13 protein-coding genes and 1 pseudogene are annotated in these 20,176 nt (G+C 65.9%); 9 read left to right on the forward strand and 5 right to left on the reverse strand.

Annotated elements, in window-relative coordinates:
* Nucleotides 1–763: 763 nt before the first annotated feature.
* Nucleotides 764–889 carry a hypothetical protein gene (locus tag ACLQ2R_RS02735; protein ID WP_425957653.1) on the reverse strand — a complete coding sequence of 42 codons (126 nt, stop codon included), beginning with the start codon at nt 887–889 and terminating at the stop codon, nt 764–766.
* Nucleotides 890–1,418: 529 nt separating this feature from the next.
* On the opposite strand from ACLQ2R_RS02735, the gene ACLQ2R_RS02740 reads away from it, so the two are divergent.
* The 5 genes from ACLQ2R_RS02740 to ACLQ2R_RS02760 all read left to right on the forward strand — a co-directional run bounded on the left by ACLQ2R_RS02740 (nt 1,419) and on the right by ACLQ2R_RS02760 (nt 9,427).
* Nucleotides 1,419–2,252, forward strand: coding sequence for a permease-like cell division protein FtsX (locus ACLQ2R_RS02740; protein WP_425957654.1), 834 nt, complete (start codon nt 1,419–1,421; stop codon nt 2,250–2,252).
* A gap of 1,053 nt (nt 2,253–3,305) precedes the next feature.
* Nucleotides 3,306–4,532: a hypothetical protein gene (locus ACLQ2R_RS02745; protein ID WP_425957655.1), complete on the forward strand. Its 1,227-nt coding sequence runs from the start codon at nt 3,306–3,308 to the stop codon at nt 4,530–4,532.
* Nucleotides 4,533–4,757: 225 nt separating this feature from the next.
* On the forward strand, nt 4,758–5,954 hold the full coding sequence (locus ACLQ2R_RS02750; RefSeq protein WP_425957656.1) for a hypothetical protein: 1,197 nt from the start codon (nt 4,758–4,760) through the stop codon (nt 5,952–5,954).
* A 492-nt stretch (nt 5,955–6,446) separates the two neighbouring features.
* Nucleotides 6,447–7,043, forward strand: coding sequence for a hypothetical protein (locus tag ACLQ2R_RS02755; protein ID WP_425957657.1), 597 nt, complete (start codon nt 6,447–6,449; stop codon nt 7,041–7,043).
* Between the two features lie 533 nt (nt 7,044–7,576).
* On the forward strand, nt 7,577–9,427 hold the full coding sequence (locus tag ACLQ2R_RS02760) for an RICIN domain-containing protein (protein WP_425957658.1): 1,851 nt from the start codon (nt 7,577–7,579) through the stop codon (nt 9,425–9,427).
* A 740-nt stretch (nt 9,428–10,167) separates the two neighbouring features.
* On the opposite strand, the gene ACLQ2R_RS02765 is transcribed toward ACLQ2R_RS02760, so the two are convergent.
* Entirely contained in the window at nt 10,168–12,048 is a 1,881-nt protein-coding gene (locus tag ACLQ2R_RS02765; protein ID WP_425957659.1) for a LicD family protein, read from the reverse strand.
* Between the two features lie 351 nt (nt 12,049–12,399).
* Between ACLQ2R_RS02765 and ACLQ2R_RS02770 the strand changes: the two genes are divergently transcribed.
* From ACLQ2R_RS02770 to ACLQ2R_RS02785, 4 genes are all read left to right on the forward strand, one after another.
* Nucleotides 12,400–12,798, forward strand: coding sequence for a hypothetical protein (locus tag ACLQ2R_RS02770; RefSeq protein WP_425957660.1), 399 nt, complete (start codon nt 12,400–12,402; stop codon nt 12,796–12,798).
* Between the two features lie 176 nt (nt 12,799–12,974).
* Nucleotides 12,975–15,317 carry an aminotransferase class I/II-fold pyridoxal phosphate-dependent enzyme gene (locus tag ACLQ2R_RS02775; protein ID WP_425957661.1) on the forward strand — a complete coding sequence of 781 codons (2,343 nt, stop codon included), beginning with the start codon at nt 12,975–12,977 and terminating at the stop codon, nt 15,315–15,317.
* A 97-nt stretch (nt 15,318–15,414) separates the two neighbouring features.
* Nucleotides 15,415–15,627 carry a transposase gene (locus ACLQ2R_RS02780; protein WP_425958158.1) on the forward strand — a complete coding sequence of 71 codons (213 nt, stop codon included), beginning with the start codon at nt 15,415–15,417 and terminating at the stop codon, nt 15,625–15,627.
* An 850-nt stretch (nt 15,628–16,477) separates the two neighbouring features.
* Nucleotides 16,478–16,960, forward strand: a complete 483-nt coding sequence (locus ACLQ2R_RS02785) for a hypothetical protein (protein ID WP_425957662.1) — start codon at nt 16,478–16,480, stop codon at nt 16,958–16,960.
* Here ACLQ2R_RS02785 and ACLQ2R_RS02790 read toward each other — a convergent pair.
* From ACLQ2R_RS02790 to ACLQ2R_RS02800, 3 genes and pseudogenes are all read right to left on the reverse strand, one after another.
* A pseudogene (locus tag ACLQ2R_RS02790) lies at nt 16,935–17,164 on the reverse strand (helix-turn-helix domain-containing protein). The gene ACLQ2R_RS02785 and the pseudogene ACLQ2R_RS02790 sit on opposite strands and share 26 nt — an antisense overlap.
* 870 nt (nt 17,165–18,034) lie before the next feature.
* Nucleotides 18,035–18,856 (reverse strand): very short patch repair endonuclease, encoded by an 822-nt coding sequence (locus ACLQ2R_RS02795; protein ID WP_425957663.1) that lies wholly within the window; start codon nt 18,854–18,856, stop codon nt 18,035–18,037.
* The gene (locus tag ACLQ2R_RS02800) at nt 18,853–20,124 is read right to left on the reverse strand and encodes a DNA cytosine methyltransferase (RefSeq protein ID WP_425957664.1); all 1,272 of its coding nucleotides are present in this window, start codon (nt 20,122–20,124) and stop codon (nt 18,853–18,855) included. The genes ACLQ2R_RS02795 and ACLQ2R_RS02800 overlap by 4 nt, the downstream gene beginning before the upstream one ends.
* Nucleotides 20,125–20,176: the final 52 nt, after the last annotated feature.

The following is a 20,176-nucleotide window of genomic DNA, read 5'->3' on the forward strand; positions in this document are numbered from 1 at the left end:
AGGGCGACCAGGCGGCGCGCCGGCCGGGTGACCAGTGGCTCGGCGACACGAACATGTCCGAAGGGGGACGGGCGCACAGACACTCCGCTCGCGAGCGGGATGGGGAGGAATCCAAAAAAGCACCTTGATCAAGCCATGGAAACACGCGCACCGTCAAGTTTTACGATCGGTGGTCACTCAAACACAAGGGGTACTACCGGGCACAGATCGGAAAGTGCGGTCCATGCGGAAGAACGACATTCGATAATGGCCGGTGAGCTGAGGAATGAGGGCACGGACCGCCGGTCGCCCCCGGCCTCCACACATATCGGCCGCCGTCAGGCGCTCGTGAGAGTGGTGCCGGTTCAGGGAATTGTGATTGCCCGGTCGCGTACGATCTCACCTCGGGTAGCGTTCTCGTCGCGGAGCCGTATTTTCCCGGAGGACAAGAAAGGGTGAGCATGCAGGATGAGCAAACTCCCTTGCGGAAAACAGGCCTTCGCGGTCTCGGGCAAGGTGCTGCCGGAGGTTTTCTGATGGGCCTGCTCGCGTTGTGGCTCCATGACAACGACCTCTGGCCCCTGGGTACGGTCTTCACGTGGCAGAACGTCATCGGTTACATGGTTTTCCTGGGCTGGATCAGCGGTTTTGGCGCGGTCCTCATCGAGTACAAACGCCGGAAGGCGGTCACCGGAGAGGCCGGACGGCGTCCAGTTCGGAGACCTCGTCCCCTTCCGATGCCGACAGTGGCTAGCACTGCCACAGGAAGCGACCCTCCTGCTCGTCAGAGCGGCCACTGAGGTTCCTCCGACCAGGTCGGCCGGCCACCGAGCTTGGTGCAGAACTCGTCGATCACCCTGTCCGCACGAGAGAAGGCCATCTCGTACGTGAGGTCATCAGCGTCGATCATCGGGGCATCCCACGGGGAGGTACCGACCCGTTTCGGTCCGTGGAGGCTGGTATAGCCAGCCGGCGGAGGCAGAAAGCCGCCAGAAACGGCGCTCTGCTTCCCTTCGTGAAACGGGATTTGCCGGCGACCAGCAAGGAGCGACTTGAACGAGCCTTCCCTGTGGACCGGGTTCGCCGTCTACCGGAGGGCTTCGGCAGCGCCTGAGCAGAGTGGCCGGCGGCTCGGATCTCGTCTCTGTCATGCTGCTGAAAGCAGGAGAGCGCTTCATAACCCTGAGTTGTCCGCACGGGTCCTGCCGCGGTTTTGAATTTAAAGATCATCCCATGCGTATCCCGCACAGGCTGAATCAGCATTGCCCCCTCCCGGTCTTCTCCGCGCCGTTGTCCTTCGTTCAGGGACGGGAATACACGGCGGCCTGCCCGGAGGACTTGCCAGGGAAAAGAAAGATCGACATATTTGGGCGGTGGAATCGAAAAAGACACCTTCTGGACCCAGGGCACGCGGATCCCGGGCCGGTATCCGTGGCATTGTGCTCGCGGTCGTCGTCGCCTCCGTCGCCTCCGTGACGTTGGGTGAAGCGGCCGACGCCGCGTACGAGGACCCCGACCGCGTTTTTGCTCAAGCGTCTCCGCAGACCGGGCCCCGGGCCGGTGGGCAGAAGTTGTCCCCGCCGCCGGACGGGCCCTGGCCGCAGGGCGCGGAGTTCACTCTCTTCCTGTGCGAGTCTGATAGCTCGTTCGACAACTGTCACGACCGGGCGATCACTGCGAAGCAGCGGCGCGCGCTCCGGGCGAGACTGGAGGCGATGCCGCAGGTGAAGGACGTGAGGTTCGAGTCCCGCACGCAGGCATGGGCGAATTTCAAAAAGCGCACCGATGACAAGACTTTGATCTCGGCGATGAAGCCCAGCGACATGCTGGAGTCGTTCAGCGGCATGCTCCGGCGGCGGGCCGACGTCGCGTCCTTCCGGGCCGTGGCGAAGAAGACACCGGGCGTGTCCAACGTCTTCGTGCAGGGCCTTCCTTTCTGGAAGGGCAAGGCGGACGTCAGCGTCACCCTGTGCGGGGGGGAGAAACCGTATGACGGCCCTTGCGCCAAGCGCGGGTCCGTCACCCGGCAGGAGAAGGCCGCGATCGAAGGCCGGCTGAGCGGCATGCGGCAGGTTCAACGGATCTACGTCGAGGATGCCGCGCACGCCAAACGGGTGTTCGAGTACTTCTGGATGAACGGGAAGTTCAGGACTTCCATGTTCCCGGAGAGTTACCACATCAGGCTCACGGATCCTGGTGACGCGCGGAGGGTGATCAAGGCCGTCAAGGACATGCCCGGTGTCCAGGGGGCCCAGGCCGTCGACACCGGTTGATCCGCGCAGGAACCGAGTTTCATGAGCCTCCGTACACGGAGAACTCAGGAGCGTCAGGCACGAAGACATGAGTGCCATTCCTCCGCTTCGGGTTCGCCCAAGGAGTAGCCCTTGCCGTCCTCGGCGAGCGAGGACGTCATCGGGCGTGGCAACGGGCAAGGCATCCTCCAGGGCGGCCTCACGGATCTGGTCGGCCTCGGGGTCGGTGTCGGGCATCGCCTCACACCACCGACGACGCAGGATCGTCTCCGCTGATCCAGAGGTGCTGTCCCGAGCTCCCCGGTGGAAACTTTCATTCGCCGGCCACCGAGCCGGGCGTTCACCCGTTCTCCGGGTCCGCGGAGTGTGGCGTGTGAGCGGCATGCCAGAAATGCGCTCGAAGCTCCTGGCTCCGACGGTCCGGTTGTGGTGATCAACCCGCCTGCCAGGAGCTTTCCACATTCGTCAGGCAGAACACCGAGCCCGCGGCCGACCCGCGACCGGCAGGCCCTCGTCGGAGGATGAAAATCGTTCGACGCGCGGCCGAAGAACCGGTGGATCCTGCGGAAACCACGCTGTCGCCACAAAAGCGCAGGTCGGCCGGTCAAGGCGATTCACATCGCACGGATCCGTAAAGCGGACCGAAAAGTAATCGTTACACGGCCCACATCTCCACGAAACATGGACGTCAGTCCGCCGGGTTTACCCGCCGGTAACGGATTTCTTCTGCGCCGGGCTTCCCAAGGACGCCGTCAATCGATGATCATCGTTTTTCCGCCATGTCCGGAAGCGGACAACTAATGGCATGTGCTATCGGCCGGAATTAAGGCGGCCTGTAAACGCGTATTCGCAGGTCGAGTCTCGGCGATCACCACCACTCCCCGTGGGCGCGAAGCCGGGGTATCAATATGTGGACAAGGCTTTACCAGCCGCAATAACTACGGTCAAGTCGTTGATTAACAACTTAATTCATGGAATACCGGATACATCCAAGCAGGCGTCCCGCAAAGGAGTATTCCGGTGCAAATCCCCCCAACTGCCACAAGATCCTCACGATCCTTCCGTCGTCTGGCAGTGGCGCTCGGCACCACCCTCGTCCTTGCCGGGATGGGCGTCGGGCAGGCCGTCGCGGCCCCCGCCCCCGCCCCCGTCAAGGACACCACCACCCGGCCCATCGAGCCGGCCGGCGCGATTCCGGGCGGTTTCGCCTCCTGGAAGGATCTGCTGGCCACCCAGGAGAAACTGGTCAAGGCCGCGGACCGCGTCACCGCCGCGGTCAAGGCGCGGGGCGGCGCCGGGTTCGCCGGCATCGTGGCCGCGCCGGAGAACCATGAGCTGCGCGTTTACTGGAAGGGGAACACTCCCAAGTCCGTCCGCGACCTGTTGGGCCAGGTGCGCCAAGAGGTGCCCGTCAGCGTCCTGTCCGCCGCCTACTCGGCCCGCGAGCTGGAGCGGGAGATGAACCGCCTGGTCCGCACGTCCGGCGACGTGATCACGGCGATCGCGCCGAACGTCGACGGTTCGGGCCTCACGGTGTCGGGCGCCGACTACGGCATCACCCGATCGAAGGTCGCCGACTCGGCGGTGCCGGTCACCGTGGAGGCCGGCGTCAAGCCGACGCTGGCCACCCGCTGGGACGACTCCCCGCCCTGGTGGGGCGGCGCGGCCTGGCGTAACGCCAGCACCGGCGGCGGCTGCTCGACGGGCTTCGCCGTCACCTACGGCGGGACGAGCAGGATGCTGTCCGCGGGTCACTGCGGCGACGCCGGTCAGACGGCCACCGACCCGACCGGCCAGGTGATCGGCTCGATCTCGCCGGACAGCAACAGCCTCGACGTGCTGCTGATCAACGGCACCTCCGCGGGCCGGGTCTTCAACAACAACCTCGGCTCCACCTCGCCGGAGTTCAGCAACTCGGTCATCGGCACCTCCAGCTCCTACGTGGGCCTGTGGGTGTGCACCTCCGGCGCGTACTCGGGCACCAACTGCAGCATCCAGGTGCAGCAGGTCGGTGTCACGATCAACGTGGGCTACCTGATCACGGGCACGGTGCGGGCCGAGCAGTCGGCGCACACCAACGCGGTCGGCCAGGGCGACAGCGGCGGCCCGGTGGAGGTCATCAATTCGGCCAACACCAACCAGGTGTACGCGGCGGGCGTCAACACCGCGATCGACGGCAGCACCTCGGTGGCCTGCACCGGCTACGTGACCAGCGGCCGTATCTGCGCCTGGCGGATGTACTACTCGCCGTGGAGCAACGCGACCGCCGCGTTCCCCGGCATCGCCATCACCCTCGGATGATCGACGAGATCTGATGCGAGCGATCAGGGACCGGTGCGCGGGTGCCGGTCCCTGATCGTCGCCCGCACGCGGCCGGCCAGGCCCCGGCCGACGTGGACGAAGTACCGATCGGCCGTCGCTTGCCGGAAATGCCGAGGTCATCGCCCAGGAGGCTCCACAGTGAACAACCCCCCGAGAACCCGTAGGTCAGCTCGATTCCGTTACCTCGCCGCGACGATCGGCGTCATGATCGCCACCGCCGGGATGGGCACCGCCCAGGCCACCGGCGCACCGGACCCGGTCAAGCCCCCGACCACGGGATCCGTGGAGCACACCGGGCCGGTGCCGGGTGGCTACGCCTCGTGGAAGGACCTGCTGCTCGACCAGCAGAAGATGGTCAAGGCCGCCGACCGGATCACCGCAGCGCTGGCGGACGACGGCGACGGCTACGCGGGCGTCATCGCGTCACCGGAGAGCCGCGAACTGCGCGTGTACTGGAAGGGCAAGCCCGCCAAGGCGATCAACGACCTCGTGGGCCGGTTGCGGCGCGACGTGGCGATCAGCGTCCTGCCGGCGCGGTACTCGGCGCGTGAGCTGGAGGGTGAGGCGAATCGCCTCATCCGGGCGAACACCGATCTGATCACCTCCATCGAGCCCCTTCAGGACGGCTCGGGCCTGAAGGCCACCACCGCCTCGGCCGGCGCGACCCGCACGGCGATCTCCGGCGCGGCGGTGCCGGTCACCCTTGAGCACGGTGTGCGCCCCAAGGTGGCCAGCCGCTGGGACGACAGCCCGCCGTGGTGGGGCGGTTCGGTGTGGGGCACTTCGTCACCCGCCTGCACGACCGGTTTCGCGGTGACCTACCAGGGCGTCACCAAGATGCTGACCTCGGCGCACTGCGCGTCGGTCGGCCAGACCGCCGTGGACCCCACCGGCCAGGTCATCGGCCCTGTCACACACGGCAACTCCGCCCGTGACGTGCTCCTCATCGGCACCAGCGCCGGGGGCCGGGTCTTCAACAACCCCGTCGGCAGCGTCGCCACGGAGTTCAGCAGCAGCGTGATCGGCGCCACCAATTCGATCGTCGGCCAGTTCGTCTGCACCTCCGGCGGCTTCTCCGGCACCAACTGCACCATCAAGGTCACCGCGGTCAACGTCACGATCAACGTGGGCTGGCTGATCCAGGGCACCGTCCGCGCCGAGCAGCAGGCGTTCACCAACGCGGCCGGCGGCGGCGACAGCGGCGGCCCGGTCGAGGTCACCAACCCGGTCAACACCAACCAGGTTTACGCCGCCGGCACCATCACCGCCACCGACTTCGGCACCCAGGTCCCCTGCACCGGCTACCGGCCCACCGGCCGGGTCTGTACCTGGCGCATCTACTACTCCCCGTGGAGCAACGCGACCACGGCGTTCCCCGGCATCGCCATCATCCCCGGATGACCCACCTGACACCTTTCCGAGTCGAGTGATCGGGACCGGGGCCAAGGCTCCGGTCCCCTTTGTCATTCCCTGCGAACGCTTCCGTTTCATCGACTCCCGCGGGGAGGATCTCACCGATGGACCTCGCGGTCACGTCATCCGGTCGCGGCGAACGGAAATCGTTCTGGTCACGAACGGGATGGGGTGACGCCCGGCCGGAGCACCGGTCATGTGACCGCCGGCCGTACCTGCGCCTGACGCATCCACCACTTCCCGTGGAACACCGTGATCGCGGCCTTCCCTGAAACGGCCGTCGTCACCGGATGATCGACGACTCCGGGTGTGACAGGCGATGACCGAGAAAGGGGCCGGCACTCAGCGACGACCCCTTTTTCATGCCACGAGCCGATCTTTCCTCGAAAACGGGGGACATCTTTCCACGCCCGGTTCGAACGCATCCCGTCCGCTTTTCGTTCCACCTGTTTACCGGACAATATGATCGGAGGCGTCCTCATGAATGCCAGGCATCACATCCGTACCACGGCCACCGTCCTGGGCGCGGCCCTCTGCCTGGCCGCCACCACGGCGGCATGCGCGGCTCCCGGCGGCGACACGGCCGCCACCCCCGAAGGCCCCACGCCCCCCGTTCCCCAACCCACCGTCGCGAGTTCCACGCCCACGGGCCAGGCCGAGGCGCCCTTCCTGGCCGACCGCGTCAGCACGTACCTACGCCAGAACTACCCCGACCAGTACGCCGGGACAACCATCGACGGCTCCAAGCTGATCGTCTACCGCGTCCCGTCCTCCACCCTGGACAGCGATCTGCGCGGCAGATTCCCCGCCCTCCCCCTCGAACTCCGGGACGCCGCCCACTCCGCTCGCCGCCTGGAGGCCCTGGCCCAGCGCATCACCGACGACATCGACCACTGGACCCGCAAGGGTGTCCCCATCACCACGGTGGCCGCCCGCTTCGACGGCGCCGCCGTGGAGATAGGCACCACCGACCTCCGAAAGGCAACCGCCGAACTCCCCGAACGCTACGGCCCCGTCCCCCTGCGATTCATCGAAGCCTCCCCCACCCTCCTTCTCCCCACGACGACCCCGACCTAGCCTCGGGCTTCCACCTGGACGGCGGAGAATTTGATCGTTCACATGGGAAAAGCCCTCTCCCGACCAGAAGGGCAGGGCTTGTCGAAGGTCCTGTCCGTGCCGGATTCCGGAGCACTTCTCAACCGACCGACCTGCCCCGCACGGCCCTCCAGAGGAGATTCCCTAAGGCGGATCGCGAGTGGCGGGGTCTCGTCCCTGCTGGCCCTGGCGTCTACGGCTGGCGCTTCGACGCTGGCAGGCGAGCAGGAAAACCGGTCGCCGACGTGTTGTGGACGCAACAGGTCGCCCGAGTTCGGCGGTGAAGACGCAACCGCTGTCGCCGCTGTTGTAGCGGTGCAGAAAGTCTCCGAGGGCATCGGTGCGTTCGTCATTGCCGGCATAGGGCCGCAGGTGGGCCCATTCCTCCACCAGGCGCCCGACAGCATCGAATCGGTCCGTTCAACGGTGAAGATTCGACACAGGTCCGGATGGTTCCGAGCATGCCGATTCGATTTTGGAACCGTGTTCGAGGCATCCAACGCAGCATGGTGTCGGTGCGTAACACCTCGGGCAGTTCCCGGTCGGTGACGTTGACCGGGTCGCTGTCGTCCGACAACGGAACGGCTTTCAGCTACCCGCAACTGCCCAGCCGTACGGTCACCGTGGCGGCCCGCTCGACCGCGACCGTGACCGTCGGGCCGGTCGCGTGGAACCTCGACAGCACCTCGTACTGGTGGCCCAACGTGCCGTACCGATCGGGGTACCGGGCGCAGCTGCACCGGCTGGCGGTGCGTGCCGCCACCGATGACGGGCACACCAGCGACGCCGCGTACCGGTTCGGGTTCCGGGAGGCCACCCAGAACGGTGAGTACTACTACCTCAACGGCGTGCGCGTGAACTTCCGCGGCGACAACCTCCAGGGTGCCGACTACGACCGGGTCAACGACGGCGGCAAGGGCGACGCCTTCGACACGCTGCCCGGATTCCTTCCGCCCTCGCCGGGCAACGGCGGCTGGCCGCAGGCCGTGGACAACTACCAGCGGCTGAACTTCAACGTGGTGCGCATCCACCAGGAGCCGGCCAGCCCCTACATGTTGGACGTCGCCGACGAGATGGGCCTGATGATCATCGGCGAGACCGCGATTCGCGGCTCCTCCGACAAGCAGGACTGGATCGCCGGGCACGACAACATGGTCAACCACGCCCGTGCGCTGGTCCTGCGCGACCGCAACCACCCCGCGGTCATCCGCTGGAGTCAGTCCAACGAGCCGAACCAGAGCGGCCAGGATTCCGAACAGTTCGAGAAGGACCTGTACGCGGCGATGAACGGCGCCGACGGCACCCGGCCGATCATCACCGAGGTGGGCGTCAACGGGAACGTCAACGGCTATCCCGGGATGACGTACGCCAACTTCGCGGTGATCCCGCACTACGTCGACGGCTTCGCCAAGTACGGGGAGCGCCTGATCACCGTGAACGGGCGGCCCGACGGCGAGGGCGAGTACATCTGGCCGGCATGCAACACCAAGCAGGGCTTCGAGTGGTTCGCCACGGCAACCCTGGCCAAGCGCGGCAAGGACGCCTCCGACCTGCGTCCGTACACGCTGCTGTCCGCCTGGGCCAGCGTCGGGCCCGGAGTGCGGACCACCGACTTCGTCCCGGAGGAGGGCGGTCGCCCTGTCTACGGCGCGGACAACCTCTCGGACCCCTGGAGCAACCCGCAGTTCCAGCGCGTGCAGGCGGCGTTCAACCCGGTGGCAGCGGTGGACCTGCCGTACTGGTCGGCCTCCGGCAACTCGGACGCGAACGGCACCTTCCCGCTGCCGCAGGCCGTGCCCACCTACGCCCGGAACGCCTCGGTCACCCGCACCATCACCGTCTTCAACGACGACTTCGCCGACACCTCGGTGGGCTTCACCTGGACGGCGCGGCTCGACAGCCCGACCGGCGCGGTCGTCGCGTCCGGAAGCACGACCCTGACCGTCCCGCTCGGCTCGCGGGTCACCCAGCCGGTCACCTTCACCACACCGGCGAGCGGCTCACGGGTGTACCTGGTACTGACAACCACCAAGTCGGGCGCCACGACGTTCGGCGACGCGGTGGAGTACTTCAACCTCGGCGCAAGCGGACCCGCGCCGGGCAACTACCGCATCGTCAACCGCAACAGCGGCAAGCCGATCGCTGTCGCGGGCAACTCCACCGCGGACGGTGCCAAGGTGGTCCAGCAGAGCGGCACCGCCACCTGGACCATCGCCACGACCTCCGACGGCTCCTACACCCTCAAGTACGTCCCGAGTGGAAAGATGCTCGACGTCAACGCCGGCAGCAGCACGGCCGGGCTGCAACTGCAGCAGTGGACGGCCAACGGCGGCGCCAACCAGCAGTGGCAGTTGGTCCCGGCCTGAGATCACCGGGTACGGCCCGGCCATGGCGGCCGGGCCGTACCCTGCCTACCTACTGGGAATGAGGATGGAGAGTGTCGACGCTGCCTGACGTGAGGCTGTGGCGGATATCGCCGGCAGCCGTACGCACTTGCCCAGTGGCAGGACCTGAGGAACGAAGGCCGCGGCAGCCCATCGCCCCGACCGGTTACGGCCATCGCCGAAGTGAGCGATCGTCACGGCCGCCACCGCGACGACACCGATAAAGAGCTTCCTTGTCCATCGTGGTCTGCCGTCTGGTGATCGAAAGCGCGCAGGTGGCGCGGGCCGCGACCGGCCGAAGAGCCGCAGCGGGGAGTCTGATCCAGAACACGAAAAAGCCCAGGTCATCGTGATGATGGCCTGGGCCTTTGCACTGTGCGGCCGGAGGTACTCGAAACCCCGACCTTCTGATCCGTAGCCAGTTCGAGAACGTCCGCCGACGTCCACCGCTGACAGAAAGACCTGCGCGGAGGCGCCTCCCGCTTGATCACCTTCCATGGAAGTCCACGCCCGTCCAGGGACGGTGTTAGCACTTCCGCTAGCAAGATCACATTTTCTGGGTGCCATCCGCATGAGGTGACAGCATCAGCGTTCAAGCTGAGGAGCATGATGCGGATCGTCCACCGTGATCGCCACGTCGCGTACACCACCTCCGTGAACGCAACCGACAGGACAGATCGGCGGGGCACAACTTCCTGACTGTCCACGGTGATGCTTTGGGATCATGGCCAGGTGGAGGGAAGGGCCGGGGCCAGGTCTTCCGGCCGCAGGGTGTGGTTTTCGGCGGCGGCCCGGCTCGGGGAGTCGCGCTTGAGCCGGACGGACGTCGGCCAGCGGGGTCCGTAGGCGCGGGTGAGATAGGTGTGAGCGGTGGACGGCGGGACGCACTGGAGGGAGAGAGGGCCGAAGGGCAACGGGCGGAGATCATGGAGGTCCTGGTCGGTGAGATCGGGCCGGGGCCAGGTAAGGCGCGGGCGGTCGTTCGCGTAGCCCCACAGACCGTCGTCCTGCCGGCGCAGCGGGAACAGGTCCACGTGCGGCAGTCGCCGGTCGGCCGGGAAGACCTTCAGGCCGACTTCGGTCTCCTTGATGTCGCAGCCGAGGTCGAGGAACAACGGGCGAGCGTCCAGGACGGCCGCGAGGTCCTGCTCACGGAAGGCGAGGTCTGCGTCGTCGTCCCACGGGATCATGCCGTGGTGGCGGATCGCGCCCAGGAGCGTTCCCGCGATCATCGTGTAGGGGACGCCGAGCTTGCCGAGCACCTCGTGCGCGGTACTCAGACAGCGGTAGATGCCGTCGACGGCCCACTGCGGATTGCGCGGGAAGCTCCAGTCGGCGGGTGGCGGGACGAGCGGGGCGAGCGTGTCGGGGATCTCCTGCTCCAGCCAGGAGGCGACGACGGGATCGGCACCGCCGGACAGGACCTCGTCGTAGGCCGTGTGGTGGAGGGCCAGGGCGTGAGCCTCCCCGTCGTCCGGTCGCCAGGACGTCCAGGGGCCGTCGCCGGTGACGAAGGACCGGAGCCGGGCGGCCCACTCCGCGCCGGGCAGCAGATCGTCCTCGAGGATGAGGATGGACTCCAGCGCGCGGCCGCGTGCCGTGGCGACGATCGAGCGCAGTGCCTCGGCCCGGCTGGGCGCGTGGACCGGTTCGACGAACCAGTCGATGCCGAGCGCGGCCAGCTCCCGTCTGCCGCGCTGCCAACGTCGTTGGACGGCGTCGCGGTGCAGGCAGAACACCGCGTCGAACCGGGCGTAGGGGTTGGCCGCCTCCCTGCGTGCCAGGGCGAGGGTGGCCGCGGCCTGAGCGGAGCCCTCCGCCTCGAAGAGCTCGTGGAGATGCTTCTCGAACCCGTCGAGGTCCCAGCCGAGCTCCTCGTACAGCAGCACGTAGTTGCGGGCGCGGTCGCGCCAGAACGCGGGGTATCGGGTCCCGCCGGCACGGAAGCCGCGGTGCACCCAGCGGAGGGAGGGCAGGCAGATCGCGCGCCCGCCCGCCCGCCGGAACTTCTCGTGGATGTAGCCCTCCTCCCCGCCATGGCCGCGCATGCGCGGGTTGAAGCCGGGCCAGGCAAGACGGCGGCAGGCGAACACTCCCAGCCCCTGCATGGGGATCTCGAACGGTTCTCCCGACGGGTCCTGGCCGCGTGGGTCACAGGCCCAGCGACCCCACATGCCGGCTCCCCACTCGTCCTTCAGATGGGTGGCGACGTTGCCCGCCATGCTGTCCTGGAGCAGCGGACCCTGGACGATGTCCAGGCAGCCGGGGCTGGTGTCGAAATAGTCGAGCAGAGCCCGGACGGATCCGCTTTCCAGAAGGACGTGCGAGTCGACGCACATGACATATTCGGTCGTCGCCTCTCGGAAGATGATGTCCCGTGCACCGGTGCTCGCATATGCCGCAAAAGGGACATATTTACATCGGGGAACACGTTTCGCCAACGTTTCCAGGGCCGCGGAGATCGGTCCTCCCGGGTTGTTGTCGAGAATCAGAAAAGCGATGTCGTCGATGTCGGCCGCCTGTAGCAGCCGGGTCGCCTGGATGGTGAAGTAGACGCCGTCATAATCGTCGTACACCGCCATCCCTATCGTCATTCGTGCCATCTACTCGGAACACTCCAAGATCTTCAGAAGCCGGATCAGGATCAGGAACGTCCCTTGTGCTGGCCGCGGTCGTCGTGGCCGCCAGAGTCGCGGCCGGGCTGTCCGAGGTGGCGTCCACGGTCGTCATGGTCGGCGTCATTACCCCGTCCGTGGCCCTCGTCGTGGCCCCGTCCGTGACCCTCGTCATTACCCCGTCCGTGACCCTCGTCGTGGCCACGTCCGTGACCCTCGTCATGGCCACGTCCGTGACCCTCGTCGTGGCCACGTCCGTGACCCTCGTCGTGCCCCCGGCCGCGCTGGTCGTCCGGTTCCGGGACGGGCGTCGGGGGCACGTCGACGAACTCCGGCGTCGTGGTCGTGGTCGTGGTCGGCACCGGTACCGGCTCCGGCTCGATGAATTCGACGGTCGTGGTCGTCGTGGTGGTGGTCGTCGGGACCGGCTCGGGAACAGGCTCGAAGAACTCGACCGTCGTCGTGGTCGTCGTGGTCGTCGTCGTCGGGACCGGCTCGGGAACAGGCTCGAAGAACTCGACCGTCGTCGTGGTCGTCGTGGTCGTGGTCGTCGGGACCGGCTCGGGAACAGGCTCGAAGAACTCGACCGTCGTCGTGGTCGTCGTGGTCGTCGTCGTGGTGGGCAAGGTGACGGGATCCAGGTCCGGTACCGGTTCGAAGAACTCCGTGGTCGTCGAAGTCGTGGTCGTCGTGCTGGAGGTCGTGATTTCGGATTGGATGCCGCCGTCGCGAGGATAGGACGGTAACCAGGCGAGTGCGCCGCCATTTTCGGGGACCGGGACGGTGAGGACGAGTTTTTCGGGTGTCACGGTCATAGTGGTCTCCCGGGAAGCTTCTTGACTTTCGTCGGATAGTAACCTTCCATACCATATATTGACAGGCATACTTTTCTTCCCTTGGAGAAGGGATCTTCCGTGCTGACACCTCGTCCCATTCGTGCAATTATTCTTGCGGCGGGACTGGGAACGCGTTTGGGTCGCCTTAAACCACTCACTCCGGTCGCCGGAGTGCCGATATTGCATCGCGCGCTGGCTGCTTTGGCGTCTGTGGGCGTCCGCGAGACGATCATCGTGACCGGCCACCGCGCGGAAGAGATCACCGAGTCGGCCGGCGAGACTTTCGCGGGGATGACACTCCGCTTCGTCCTCTCGCCCAGGTACGCCGACACCAACAACGCCTACTCGCTGTGGCTCGCCCGCGAGCACCTCGACACCGACCTGTACCTTCTGGACGGCGACGTCGTGTTCGCCCCCGACCTGCTCACCCGGCTGGCCGACACCCCCGGCGAAGCGGTCTCGGCGGTCTTTCCCTGGCGGCGCGGCCTCAACGGCACGGTGCTCGACGTGGCCGATGACGGCCTCGTCCGCCGGGTCCATCTGTCGGGAGCCGACCGGCCGCCCCTCGACCTTGTCCACAAGACACTCAACGTGCACCTGCTGCGCGCGCGATACCTGCGTGAGGAGTTCGTACCGCTGCTGGACACCTTGATCGCGGACGGCGGCGAGCAGGAGTTCTATGAGGCGGTGCTCGCCCGTTCCACCCGCTTCCCGATCCGGGCGGTGGACTGCGCGGACCTGGCGAACCAGGAGGTCGACGACGCCACCGATCTGGAACTCGCCGACTACCGCTTCGGTACCCCCGACCAGCGGCGCGCGCTGCTGAACGGTCAGCACGGCGGTTACTGGCGGCACGAGGCCGTCGACCACGACCTGCTCTACAACCCCTATTTCCCCACCGACGATCTGATCGACGCGCTCACGGCCGAGTTCCGCCAAGCCCTGATCCACTACCCGGTCGGGCACGACCGGCTGCGCGACCTGCTGTCCTCGGCGATCGACGTCCCCGCCGAACGGCTGATCGTGGCCAACGGTGCCAGCGAGCTCATCAAGGTCCTGCCACGGGTATTGAAGGACGTCGTACTCGTGGTCCCCGGGTTCAACGAGTACGAGTCGGTCTTCCCCAACGCGCGCAAGGTCGCCCTCCTGCCGCCGGAGCTCACCGTGGACGCCGAGAGCCTCCATCGGGCGGCGGCCGGTAGCGATGCTCTGATCCTCGACTCGCCCAACAACCCGACCTCGTCCGCGATCCCGCCCGAGGAACTCCTGCGGCTGTGCAAGCTGCTCGCCAAGACCGGGACCCGGTTGATCGTGGACGAGTCCTTCACGGACTTCTGCGCGGTCCGCTACAGCCTGGAGGGACGGCTCGCCGACCATCCGAACCTGGTGATCGTCAAGAGCATGAGCAAGGCCTACGGTGTCGCCGGTCTACGCCTGGGCTATCTGGCCACCGCCGACACCGGACTCCTCGCCCGTGTGGCCGCCGAGATGCCGATCTGGAACGTCAACGGGATCGCCGAATCCTTCCTCCGGCTGCTGCCGAGGTACCAGCAGGCGTTCGCCCTGAGCCTGAGCCTGGTCAGGCAGAGCACGGACGCGCTGTACGAGCGGCTCTTGGCGATCGCTGCCCTTGACCACGTCCACCGGCCCGACGCCAACTTCGTCCTGGTCCGGCTGGCGGCCCCGGCACTCGCCTCCGACGTCGCCGCCGAACTCTTCCGCCGGCACGGAATCCTCGTGAAGGACTGCTCCGGCAAGTCGCTCGACTCGGCAGAACGATACGTCCGCATCTCCAGCCGCACCGACGCCGAGAACCGCCGCCTGGTCTCCGCCCTCCGCGACGTCCTGAACCGGGCCGAGCGCCCGCCGGAGACCGTCAGAGCCGACGGTCTCCTGATTCGGCGCTGGCGTGACACCGACATCCCCGCCCGGCACGCCGCGATCACCGCTTCCCGCGACCACCTGCGTCGTTGGCTGCCCTGGGCCACCGCCCCCCTCGACCACGAAGCTCTGCGAGCCTTCCAGCGGCAGTCCGATGAGGCATGGCACTCGGCCCGGGCCTTCTCCTACGGTGTCTTCGACGAAACCGACGGCACGCTCCTCGGCGCGGTCGCCCTCCACGCCCGAATCGGCACCGGCGCCCTGGAAGTCGCCTACTGGGTCCACGCCCACCACACCCGCCGAGGCATCATCACCCGCGCCGCCGCAGCGCTCACCGAGGCCGCTCTCCTCCTCGACGACGTCGACCGCGTCGAGATCCACTGCGACGCGGCCAACGCATCGAGCGCCGCCATCCCCCGACGCCTGGGCTACCGCCTCGACCGCACCGAACACCGCGCCCCCCGCACCCCAGCCGAATCCGGACACTGGATGATCTGGATGCGAACTTCGGGAGACTTCAGTGCTGACATTCCCCCTTGAATGCGGACACCTCGGAGACTGGATCTTGAGGTCCAGAAGAAGGGATGTCGTTGACAGTGATGAAGAATTACCTGCCCGAGTTCAAGCTGACGCGTTGGTGTTGTCGAGGCCGGATCGGACGATCACGTCGATCGCGCGGGATCTGGGGGTCAGCCGCGAGACGCTGCGAGTCTGGGTGCATGCCGCGCAGGCCCACGGTGAAGACGGAGCCAGCGCGACCACGATGGACAAGGCGGCGTCGAACGGGAACCTCCGTTCAGAAGGACCGCATGGTTTTCGGAGCCGTGCTGTCCGTCAATGGGTTGGGTGAACGTGACCGTCCGTTTTTCAGGCGGACCAACCACCCTGGTCGGGTAGCGGAGACCGTGGTCAGAGGGTGGTGGACGGTAGCCGAAGTGAGTCCGTGTGCGGGGACGTTGCTGTCAGCGCTGCTGTCACCTTCGACCGTAGCCGTTCGGTGGTAAGCCCCTCTTCCGTTGGGGCTGTTGGCCATGCCGACCCGTCCATCACGCTGCGGGTCTACGCCCATGTGATCCGGGCGGCGGAGGCCTCCGCGACTGATGTCTTCGCGGACGCCGTCGGCGAGTAGGAAAGAGACCCTGTTGGCAAGGGTGTTGCCAAGAAGGCCGAACGATCTAGGAACCAAGAAGGCCCCTGATGGCGTAATGCCTGTTCAAGGGCCTTCTTGCTGCTGTGCGGCCGGAGGTACTCGAAACCCCAACCTTCTGATCCGTAGGGAAGGGCATGCACAACGTAGACGACACGCTTCCCTGCTTCGGCCGTGGATACGGGGCGGTGTCGTGTGATCGTGTGAGGCGGCGTTGCTGTATCGGTTGCTGTACAGCACCGCTGCGACGTTCGCCCCGAGAACCCGATGGCAGACGGGTCCAAGCCGCAAGGGAACGTCCGTTATACCTCAATTGCATAGCGGACCTTCGTACGCCCTCGTCATCTGGTATCGCTGATCGCCATACCGGTGCGCGATGGCCGACACTTTGCACTGTGGACAACGAGGCGGCAGAGGAAGCACGGCGTTGGCTGGCGGAAGAAGGCGTCCCCCAGGTCCGTAAGGGCGTATGGGCAAGCGGCGAAACATCGGCGGAAGAACCGCTCACGGCCAACCACGTGCACACCGCGAACCTTAGGGAGACGATGGCATCGTGCCCATACCTTACTTAGCCGTCGCCGCCGAACCAGATGTCTTCGCCCGGTACATCGGAGTGGCTGCGGCAGCTATTGCTCTCCTTAGCCTCTTCATCTCGTGGCACACCTACCGACGGGCAGGCGCTCGCATTTCGGTGACTGCACAGGAGGACATGCGCGTTCAATCGACCACGGCGAGTGGTACAGAAGTCCGGCACCGCGTCATTGACGTCACCCTTCGGAATCGCGGCATGGCCCGCGTACAAGTCATCGGGGTGTTCCTAGAGAACCGCCCTCTCGTCCTGCCCCTTGATATGGGAGATCGGTTGCCCCAGGTGCTTGAAGGATTTCATGAAGCCACCTGGGAGGTGCCCGTCCGCGCGTTGCCGAAGAGCATCCGGTTGGTGGACGGCAAAGCCCGCATTCGACTGGGCGCGAAACTGGCGACCGGGAAGAACCACATGAGCCCTTGGCTCACGATCTATGATCCCTCACATTGAGCCAGCCTCTGGTTGCCGCACTGCGGGGCCGCGGCGCACCCGCCTCCTCCCGCAACCGGTGAACGAACCCGTAACTCCGGCCCGTCGAGATCGACAGCGCCCGGATCGACTCGCGTCCAGGTACCAGCGCTTCAAGTCCGCCTTCAGCGTCTCGCGCTCAGCACCGGACACCCGCTGATACTTCCCAACCCCTGCCTGTCTCATTTCACGCTGCCGCCGCCGGCCAATCCGGTAAGGCAACCCGGCCCTCTGGCGTCAGGGTCACGGTGTGCGGGGCGTGTGCTGGCCACGAGCACCATTCAGCGAGTGTAAGACAGAGCCCGGCGGGACGCGCTGAGCAAGGAAGAGTACGCCTCACCGCTGGCCAAGCGACTCTCTGACCTTCGGCACGCATGCCTGTCCATCTGGCTGAACGCGGGGGTCTCGCCGAAGCAGGTGGCCGAGTGGGCAGGCAACAGCGTGGAGGTCCTGCACCGCACCTACGAGGAGTGCCTCGTGGGTCACGACAAGACCGCCATGCGGCGGATCAGTGACGTTCTGCGCCCCGGACCGCGGGAACCCATTGGGAAAGATCAGCCGGAGACAGCCGCCGACAGCCGGACACGGCCGGACACCGGCACCTGATCCAGAACACGAAAAAGCCCAGGTCATCGCGATGATGGCCTGGGCCTTCGCGCTGTGCGGCCGGAGGTACTCGAAACCCCAACCTTCTGATCCGTAGATCCCCAAACGATGTCCGGGGGCGTTCAGGCGCGTTCACTGCGCAGGTCGCGCACGAGCCGCCTGTTCACATCAGTTCAGCTCGGTTCGGGGTCGTACAGCCCGTTGGCTCCCAAGTTGGCTCCCAGGATTGGAGCGTCGATGGTTTTACAGGACGTGACCGTTCTCAGCGTGACACCGTCCGTGACCTGCGGCGCGTCACCTCTGCACCGCTCTCACACTCATGATCATTGCGCGCATATTGCACGTCACGGCAGATGGACTCGAAGGTCCAGCCAGCGATCAATCTGAGTTCTTACCGGCCCTGTCTCCAGTCGACTCGCGATCAACTCCATCGGGCCGACTTCCTGGAGATCAAACGGATTTTTGGCATTCCGCTGATCTTTGGGCTGGGACGCGTGACTGCCTATCGCGTACCGTCCGAGCGACGCGGTCTGCCGCTGCCTGGGCGTCTTCGTGTTCCCACACCCGGACAACCTCCCAGCCAGCGTCTCTAAGGAGCTCGTCGGTCTGGCGATCGCGTGCTTGGTTCGACGCCAGCTTCTTCTGCCAGAAGTCCGAGTTCTTTTGCGATGGTCGATAGTGCTCGGGACAGCCGTGCCAGTAGCAGCCGTCGAGAAAGACGGCGACTTTCGCCTTCGTGAACACCAGGTCAGCGGTGCGGCGAAGGTCCGGCACTGGGCGAGAGGCAACTCGGTATCGGAGACCGAGGGCGTGCACAGCCGACCGCAGCACACGCTCGGGGCGCGTGTCGCGGCTCCGATTGCCCTGCATGACGACGCGTACGGCGGGAGACGACGCCCACGACTGCTCAATCGGGGAAGGACTCTGAGGTGTGAGCAGGCCCAAGCTGATGGCTGTTTCCCACGCTTCGGCCAGGTTTCTCGCGCGAGTTTCATGGTCGACTTCTCCGACGTAAACAGCAGGAGACCGTCCCTTGTCCGACCAGCGGAGATAGGCACGGATACGCCGAGTCTTAGGATAAACCTTGAGCTCGATGGACGCGCAGGCCAAGCGCCCATTGCCAAGGTCCACTATGCGCTGATGCCGTCCTCCGGCGGCGCGATCCTGTTCTGCGGCTCGGGTTTCCCGTGTTCGCGCTTTCCCTTTCCACGCTCGAAGGGGCGGCGGCTTGTCCCTCCACCGCCCCGCTTCAGTTCCCTGGTCGGCGGTCATACCCGATCTTCAACTTCCCTGAGTATCCCGGCGACCGCCTTGGCGAAGACCTCGCCCAAGAGGACTGGTACGGCGTTGCCGAGTTGCCGCATCTTCTCTCCGCGGGGACCTTGCAGCTTCCAGTCGTCAGGGAAGGTCATGACACGAGCGGTCTCGCGTACGGTCATATACCGATGAGTCCCATCATCAAGGAGCATTACTGACTCCCCGCCGGGCACCCCATGGACGCCGGCCTTGACGGTCTTGGCGGGGCGGTCGAGTTCATTCGGGGTGTGACCAGGGTAGATCCGCGCATCCGGCCAACCGATGTGATCGGTAAAGCCACCAAGTAGGTGCTCCCTGCGGTCCAGGAACTCGGTAGGGATTCGGGGCAGCGGCTTGTTACCGTCGATTCCCGCGATCGCGTCGCGAAGGGTCCGCCACGGCTTGGTGTCACCCGGGTCGGGGATGACCTTCGGCACACGTGCCATCACGCTCTCCCTCACGGCGTCTGGAACCCTGTGGGACTTCCAGTATTCGCCACTGACCATGGAGTGGAAAAGCGCGGCCTCCGAGAAGCCCGGCTTCACCAACTCCTTGAACCTCTGCACATCAACCTTGAGGTCGGCGCGAAAGGCCACAATGATGATCCGGTTCCTGATCTGGGGGACGCCGTAGTCCGCCGCGTTGACCGGCGTCATGATGACTGTGTACCGCCGGGTTGGGCCTTCGGTTTCCTCCCCGATTCGCTGTCTCAGCACCGCATCGTGCTCCTGCCAGGTAGCGCCCTCCTTCCGCTCCTCGAAGGGCAACTCCAGCTCGCGCAGGATGTAGTCGAAGTAAGGCTTGAACGACGGACGTAGCAGTCCTCGGACGTTCTCGCAGATGACCGCCTTCGGCTTCATCTCTCGGATCGCGCGGAACATCTGGGGGAACATGTTGCGCTCGTCCTCATCCCCCTTGGCTACCCCGCCGAGGCTGAAGGGCTGACACGGAGGGCCGCCTGCTAGGACGTCCACCTTCCCTTCCAGGTACTCGAAATCGACTTTCTGGACGTCACCAGCTCTGAGCGGCCATGGCTCACCAGGGGCCGGAATAGGGAGTGGTCGCCCCTCTTCGATAACTTCAGCGCCATTAGCGACCAACGTCTCACAAGCCCGTTTGGCGTGTTCGTTGAACAGGAGAGGCCGGAAGCCTGCGCGGTGAACCGCCATGGCCAGACCACCTCCACCAGCGAACAACTCAACGCTGGTACGACCACGAACCGACTCTTCTCGCTGATCAGGCATGACGGAAGTGTACCGCGGAATAAACGATCTTCAAGCTCATCTACGAAAACTC

It is taken from the genome of Streptosporangium sp. DT93 (assembly GCF_049844535.1).
Lineage (GTDB): Bacteria > Actinomycetota > Actinomycetes > Streptosporangiales > Streptosporangiaceae > Streptosporangium.